The organism is Streptomyces cupreus (assembly GCF_014257025.1).
GTDB lineage: Bacteria > Actinomycetota > Actinomycetes > Streptomycetales > Streptomycetaceae > Streptomyces > Streptomyces cupreus.
Map to the genome: position 1 here is coordinate 130,080 of NZ_JACMSF010000019.1, position 6,278 is coordinate 136,357.

A 6,278-nucleotide genomic window follows, 5' to 3' on the forward strand; every position below is an offset into this window, starting at 1 on the left:
GAGATCACAGCAGGCGGAGGTCAGGACACCTGCTGCCCCTTCCCCAGCGCGATGACCCCGCCCTTGGACACCGTGTACAGATCCGCGTCCCGCTCCGGATTGACACCGATCGTCGCGCCCGGCGGCACCTCCACGTTCTTGTCCAGCACCGCACCCCGCACGACCGCGCCCCGGCCTATGTGGACGTTGTCGTGCAGCACCGACCCCTGGACCACCGCCCCGGGGTCGACCACCACACCCGGCGAGAGCACGGACCGCGTGACCTGCCCCCGGATGAGACAGCCGGCGCTGATGATCGACTCCCCCGCGATGCCGCCCGCGTTGAAGCGGGCCGGGGAGAGCTGGCCCGAGTGGGTGTAGATCGGCCACTGCCGGTTGTAGAGGTTGAAGGCGGGCCGCTCGGCGATCAGGTCCATATGGGCGTCGTAGTACGCGTCCAGCGTGCCGACGTCCCGCCAGTACCCCTGGTCCCGGCTCGTCTCGCCGGGCACGTGATTGGCGCTGAAGTCGTAGAGCTGGGCCTCGCCCCGCTCGGTGAGCTGGGGCAGGATCGAGCCGCCCATGTCGTGCACGGATCTCGCGTCCTCGGCGTCCCGCTGGAGCGCCTCGACCAGGGCCTTGGTGGTGAATATGTAGTTGCCCATCGAGGCGAACACGCACTCGGGGTCGTCGGGCAGACCGGGCGGGTCGGCGGGCTTCTCCAGGAAGCGCTCCACCGTCTGGCCGTCGGAGCCGGGGCTGATCACCCCGAACGACGAGGACTCGCCGCGCGGGACCCGTATCCCGGCCACGGTCACCCCTGCGCCGGACTCGATGTGCTGGGCGAGCATCTGCCGCGGGTCCATGCGGTACACATGGTCGGCGCCGAACACGGCGACGTACTCGGGGCGTTCGTCGTAGATCAGATTCAGGGACTGGAGGATGGCGTCCGCGCTGCCCAGGTACCAGCGCGGGCCGAGGCGCTGCTGGGCCGGGACCGGGGTGACGTAGTTGCCGAGCAGGCTGGACATCCGCCAGGTGGTGGTGATGTGGCGGTCCAGCGAGTGCGACTTGTACTGCGTGAGCACGCAGATGCGCAGGATGTCGCCGTTGACGAGATTGGACAGGACGAAGTCGACGAGGCGGTAGGTGCCTCCGAAGGTGACCGCTGGTTTCGCACGGTCGGCGGTCAGGGGCATCAGGCGTTTGCCTTCTCCGCCCGCCAGCACGATTCCGAGCACCGAAGGTCCGCCACGACGCATGGCCGCTCCCCTCACCGTGGTTGATCCATCCCTGCCCCCGCGCACGGTCCGCTACGCCTGTTCGACGATCTCCTCGTAGAGGCGGACCGTGCGCCGCGCCACCGCGTCCCAGCCGAACTCCCCGACCGCGCGCTCCCGTCCGGCCTCGCCCATCGCCCGGGCACCCTCCGGATCACCGATGACGGAGTCAAGGGCCCGCCCGAGAGACGCCTCGAAGCCGTCGTCCAGGGGCACCAACAGCCCCGTCTTCCCGTCGTCGACGACCTCCGGGATACCGCCGACCTGCGAGGCCACGACGGGAGTTCCGCAGGCCATCGCCTCCAGGTTGACGATGCCGAGGGGTTCGTACACCGAAGGACAGACGAACACGGCGGCGTGCGTGAGGAGTTGGATCACCTCGGGGCGCGGCAGCATCTGCGGGATCCAGAAGACCCCCGCGCGGACACGGCTCAGCTCCTCGAAGAGATCGCGGAACTCCTGGTCGATCTCCGGGGTGTCGGGGGCGCCCGCGCACAACACGACCTGCGCGGCGGGGTCGATGTCCCGCACTGCGCGCAGCAGATGGGGCACGCCCTTCTGGCGGGTGATCCGGCCGACGAACAGGACGTACGGACGGCCGCGGTCGATGCCGATCCGGTCGAGGACGTCGGTGCCGTGGTCGGGGCGGTACAGGCTCGTGTCGATGCCGTTGTGGACCACGCGCACGCGTGCCGGATCCAGCGCCGGATAGCAGGCGAGGATGTCCTCGCGCATGGCGCCCGAGACGGCGATCACCGCGTCCGCGGTCTCGACCGCGGTGCGCTCGGCCCAGCTCGACAGGGCGTATCCGCCGCCGAGTTGCTCGGCCTTCCAGGGGCGCAGCGGCTCCAGGGAGTGCGCGGTCATCACATGCGGGATGCCGTACAGCAGCTTGCCCAGGTGGCCGCCGAGATTGGCGTACCAGGTGTGGGAGTGGACCAGTTCGCTGCCCTCCAGGGCGGCGGCCATCGCGAGGTCCACGGAGAAGGTGCGCAGCGCGTCGTTGGCGGTGTCGAGCGCGGTCCAGGGGCGGTGACGCAGCACGCCCTCGGCGCGGCCCTCGCCCCAGCAGTGCACCTCCAGCTCGACCAGGGACCTCAACTCCCGGGCGAGGAACTCCACATGGACACCCGCGCCGCCGTACACGTCCGGCGGGTACTCCCGGGTCAACAGTCCCACTCGCACCCGCAACCCCCTGTCTCGGCCGGTTCCCACATGGTCACCCAGATGTGGCGCGTGGGGAAGAGCGCGGGGGCCGTGTGAAGCAGCAGTCGCCGCACACCCCGCCGCCGGGCACCCGGTAGTAGAGGCAGCAACTGCGCCGCCGCAGGCTCGTGTCGAGGGCGCCCGCGAGGCGGGGGTGCGCGAACAGCCCGGCCGCCAGGGCCCGGGTGCGTACGGCGTCCTCGGTACGGCCGTGCGCCAGCGCCCACCGCTCCAGCTGCCGGGCGGCACCGGCCAGCGCGGATGCGGCGTTGCCCCAGAGCAGGCCTTCGGCGACCCGGTAGCGCGTGTGCACCAGGGCGGTCAGCGGTTCCAGGTGCGCCTGCAGTACGGCGTCCGCCGCGTCCTTCGCCGACGGGCGCACCTCGGTCAGCCACAGGTCGTCGGGGGCGCCGGCGTCGGGGTCCCAGCACAGCAGCTCGGGGTCGAGGTCGGGGAGCCGGCCGTACCGGACCGCGCAGCCGAGCGCCACGGACCACAGTCGGGCCGCGAGCCCCTGCTGGGCCACCGACGCCGCGATCCGCAACTCGGGGGCGCGCAGGGATTCCGCCACCTTCCGGACGCGGAAAGTCATAGAATTTTCGTAAACATCCAATGATGTGCGGTCGTAGGTCTCGGCCAGGGGCGGCGGGGATCCGGCGGGCGCTCCGGAGGTGCGTAGGACGAAGAAGCCGCCGAGGGGTCGGAGCGCGATGAGTTCGGGGTCGAGGTCCACGAGGAGCAGTAGTACCAAGGCCGGTCGTACGGGCCTCGGGGGGTATCACCCACCCTGGGGAGGACGGAGGGCGTTTTGTACTCCATCGGCAGTAGGAGGCATTGCCTGCTCAGGGACGACGACGGGAAGAACTTTTGAGGGCATCGTGTTGGCTATGGAAGCCGACAGTTCGCCGCGCGGGATAAAGCGCCCCCGCCTCACGCAGAGGAGCAGCTCATGAGCGCCCTCGCGTTGTCCGTGCTCCTCTCGCTCGTCTCTGCCGTCGCCTACGCGGGCGGAGCGATCGTCCAGGAGCACGTCGCGGTGTCCACGCCCGGACAGCAGTACGCACCGCTGCGCCGGCCGACCTGGTGGGCCGCGGTGGCGCTGAACGGCCTCGGCGGACTGCTGCATGTGGCGGCCCTCGCCTTCGGACCGCTGAGCCTGGTCCAGCCGCTGGGCGCGCTCACCATCGTCTTCGCGCTGCCGATGGCGGCCCTGTTCGTCGGCCGCAAGGCCGGGTCCACCGCCTGGCGCGGCGCGATCATGGCGACCGTCGGTCTGGCCGGTCTGCTCTCCCTGGTCGGCACCTCCGAGTCGCAGTCACTGGACACCGCCCAGCGCACCGGCGTCGCCCTGGTCACCGCGGGCGCCGTGGTGACCCTGATGATCGCGGGCAGGGCGGCCCACCGGCACCCGGTGGTGCGCAGCGTGCTGCTCGCGACCGCGTCCGGTATCGCCTTCGGCATGTCCTCGGTGTTCACGAAGATCGTCGCCGTCGACTGGAGCGGCGGGGTGACGGCCGGCGACCTGCCGACCCTGGCCACCATCGGCGTCTTCGCCACGGCCGGTCTGCTGCTGTCGCAGGCCGCCTACCGCGGCGCCGGACTCGCCGCCCCGCTGGCGGTGCTGACGGTCGTGAACCCGGTGATCGCGGCCGCGGTCGGCATTACGATGTTCGGTGAAACCTTCCGCTACGGCACCACCGGCACCACCCTCGCGCTGAGCTGCGGTGTGGTCGCGGCGGGCGGTCTGATCCTGCTGACGACGGAGCGCATCGAACGCAGCGAGCCGCGCAAGGTGCCGGAGCCCGTCGCGGCGCCGGTGCCCACCGAGAAGCTGCGGGTGGTGCTCCCGGAGCAGCCGAGCACCCGGGTGCCGGTCGTCCCCGCGCAGCAGGAAGACGACGCGACGATCCCGAGCAGTGCCTCACCGCACCTGTACGGGCCGTTCTACGGCGGCCCGTACGTCCCTATGCCGGTCGTGGACCGGCACCGGATGCGGATCAAATCCTGACCCCGCCCGCCCTCAGGTAGGCCACCGGGTCGATGTCCGTACCGAAGCCGGGCCCCGTCCGCACCTCGAAGTGCAGATGCGGGCCCGTGCTGTTGCCCGTGGAACCGGAGCGGCCGATGCGCTGGCCCGCGCCGACCTGCTGGCCGCTCTTCACGGAGATCGCCGACAGATGTGCGTACTGGCTGTAGCGGCCGTCGGAGTGCCGGACCACCACCTGGTAGCCGAAGGAACCCTCCCAGCCCGCGCTGACCACCTCGCCCTCCGCCACGGACCGCACGGACGTGCCGGTGGCGACGGGGAAGTCGACGCCCGTGTGGTAGCCCTTCGACCAGGAGGCGCCCGCCTTGTGGTACGGCGTGCCGGTGGGCGCGCTCACCGGGGAGACCATGGTCTTCTTCGAGGTCTTCTCGGACGTGCTCTTCTCGGTCTTCTCGGTCTTCTCGGTCTTCTCGGAAGTGCTCCGCTTCGGCACGGACTTGGCCGCCGTCGGGGTCGCCTTCGTGACGGACCTGCCGCCGAGGGCGAGCCGCTGCCCGGGCAGGATCAGGTCCGGGTCCGCTCCGACGGTCTTCCGGTTGGCGTCGTACAGCCGCTGCCAGCCGCCCTTGACGTCCTGCTCGTCGGCGATCGTGGAGAGGGTGTCGCCGCGCACCACCGTGTACATCTCGGCCTTGCCGGCCCGGGACTGGGGTGTGGTCTGCGGTCTGACGTCCGGTACCGAGGTCTTGAGCTCGGGGGTGTCCCCGCCCCGGGTGAGCCCGGCCCGTACCGAGCACTCCGGCCAGGCGCCGGGGCCCTGTCCGTCGAGGACCTTCTCGGCGACGGCTATCTGCTGGTCCTTGGTGGCCAGGTCGGCCCGCGGGGCGTACCGGGTGCCGCCGTACTGCTCCCAGGTGGACTGGGCGAACTGGAGGCCGCCGTAGTAGCCGTTGCCGGTGTTGATGTTCCAGTCGTTGGTCGACTCGCACGCGGCGACCTTGTCCCAGGTCTCCACGTCCGCCGCCTGCGCGGTACCGGTACCGATGAGCGGGATCGCCATCCCGGCGCTGCCCGCCGTGACGGTGAGCGAGGCGCGGTTGATCCTGTTCGGCTGATACCGGCGGTGCCGGCCGCGTACGGCCATATCGGTGCCCCCTCGACATGCGTCAGGAGGGCCAAAAGTAAGTGCCCGTAACAGGCCATGACAAGACGGCAATCGGCCGCGATGTGGCTCAAGAGGCAAGGCAGGGACTCGGGTTGAGAAACGGCTGAGGCAGCGCGGTCCTCCTGTGCGTATCAGCCTGTGGAACATCGAGCCACCCGGAAGTGCGGCCGGAGTACCGGCACGTCAAGATGGTCACTGCGGCAATACTGGCGGCCACGACCGGCACCACCGATACCGGATTCCTTAGGAGTCAACCGAATGAGCAACTCAGCCCAGATCGGCGTCACGGGACTCGCGGTCATGGGCCGCAATCTCGCCCGCAACTTCGCCCGCAACGGCTACACGGTCGCGGTGCACAACCGGACGTCGACGCGTACGCACGCACTGGTGGCGGAGTTCGGTGACGAGGGCGAATTCATCGCGGCCGAGACCGCCAAGGACTTCGTGGCGGCACTGGAGCGGCCCCGCCGCCTGGTCGTCATGGTGAAGGCGGGCGAGCCCACCGACGCGGTGATCCAGGAGTTCGCCCCGCTCCTGGAGCCCGGCGACATGATCATCGACGGCGGCAACGCGCACTTCGCCGACACTCGGCGCCGTGAGCGCGAACTGCGCGAGCAGGGCATCCACTTCGTCGGCATGGGCGTCTCCGGCGGCGAGGAGT

The 6,278-nt window shown here is 70.5% G+C and carries 6 protein-coding genes; 2 read left to right on the plus strand and 4 right to left on the minus strand.

The features are described 5' to 3' along the window. Positions 1-20: 20 nt before the first annotated feature. The 3 genes from glgC to H4N64_RS19565 are packed head-to-tail and all read right to left on the minus strand — an operon-like array spanning position 21 to position 3,216. Positions 21-1,241 (minus strand): glucose-1-phosphate adenylyltransferase, encoded by a 1,221-nt coding sequence (gene glgC / locus H4N64_RS19555; RefSeq protein WP_186283653.1) that lies wholly within the window; start codon positions 1,239-1,241, stop codon positions 21-23. Positions 1,242-1,292: 51 nt separating this feature from the next. After that, the gene (gene glgA, locus H4N64_RS19560) at positions 1,293-2,444 is read right to left on the minus strand and encodes a glycogen synthase (protein ID WP_186283654.1); all 1,152 of its coding nucleotides are present in this window, start codon (positions 2,442-2,444) and stop codon (positions 1,293-1,295) included. A gap of 34 nt (positions 2,445-2,478) precedes the next feature. After that, positions 2,479-3,216, minus strand: coding sequence for a (2Fe-2S)-binding protein (locus H4N64_RS19565; RefSeq protein WP_186283655.1), 738 nt, complete (start codon positions 3,214-3,216; stop codon positions 2,479-2,481). A 198-nt stretch (positions 3,217-3,414) separates the two neighbouring features. On the opposite strand from H4N64_RS19565, the gene H4N64_RS19570 reads away from it, so the two are divergent. Next, complete coding sequence (locus H4N64_RS19570; protein WP_186283656.1) at positions 3,415-4,473, plus strand: DMT family transporter; 1,059 nt, start codon at positions 3,415-3,417, stop codon at positions 4,471-4,473. On the opposite strand, the gene H4N64_RS19575 is transcribed toward H4N64_RS19570, so the two are convergent. Beyond that, the gene (locus tag H4N64_RS19575; RefSeq protein WP_186283657.1) at positions 4,463-5,596 is read right to left on the minus strand and encodes a transglycosylase family protein; all 1,134 of its coding nucleotides are present in this window, start codon (positions 5,594-5,596) and stop codon (positions 4,463-4,465) included. The genes H4N64_RS19570 and H4N64_RS19575 overlap by 11 nt on opposite strands. A gap of 279 nt (positions 5,597-5,875) precedes the next feature. Here H4N64_RS19575 and H4N64_RS19580 point away from each other — a divergent pair. Continuing rightward, positions 5,876-6,278, plus strand: a 403-nt coding sequence (locus H4N64_RS19580; RefSeq protein WP_260859804.1) for an NAD(P)-binding domain-containing protein, incomplete at its 3' end; no start/stop codon positions are given.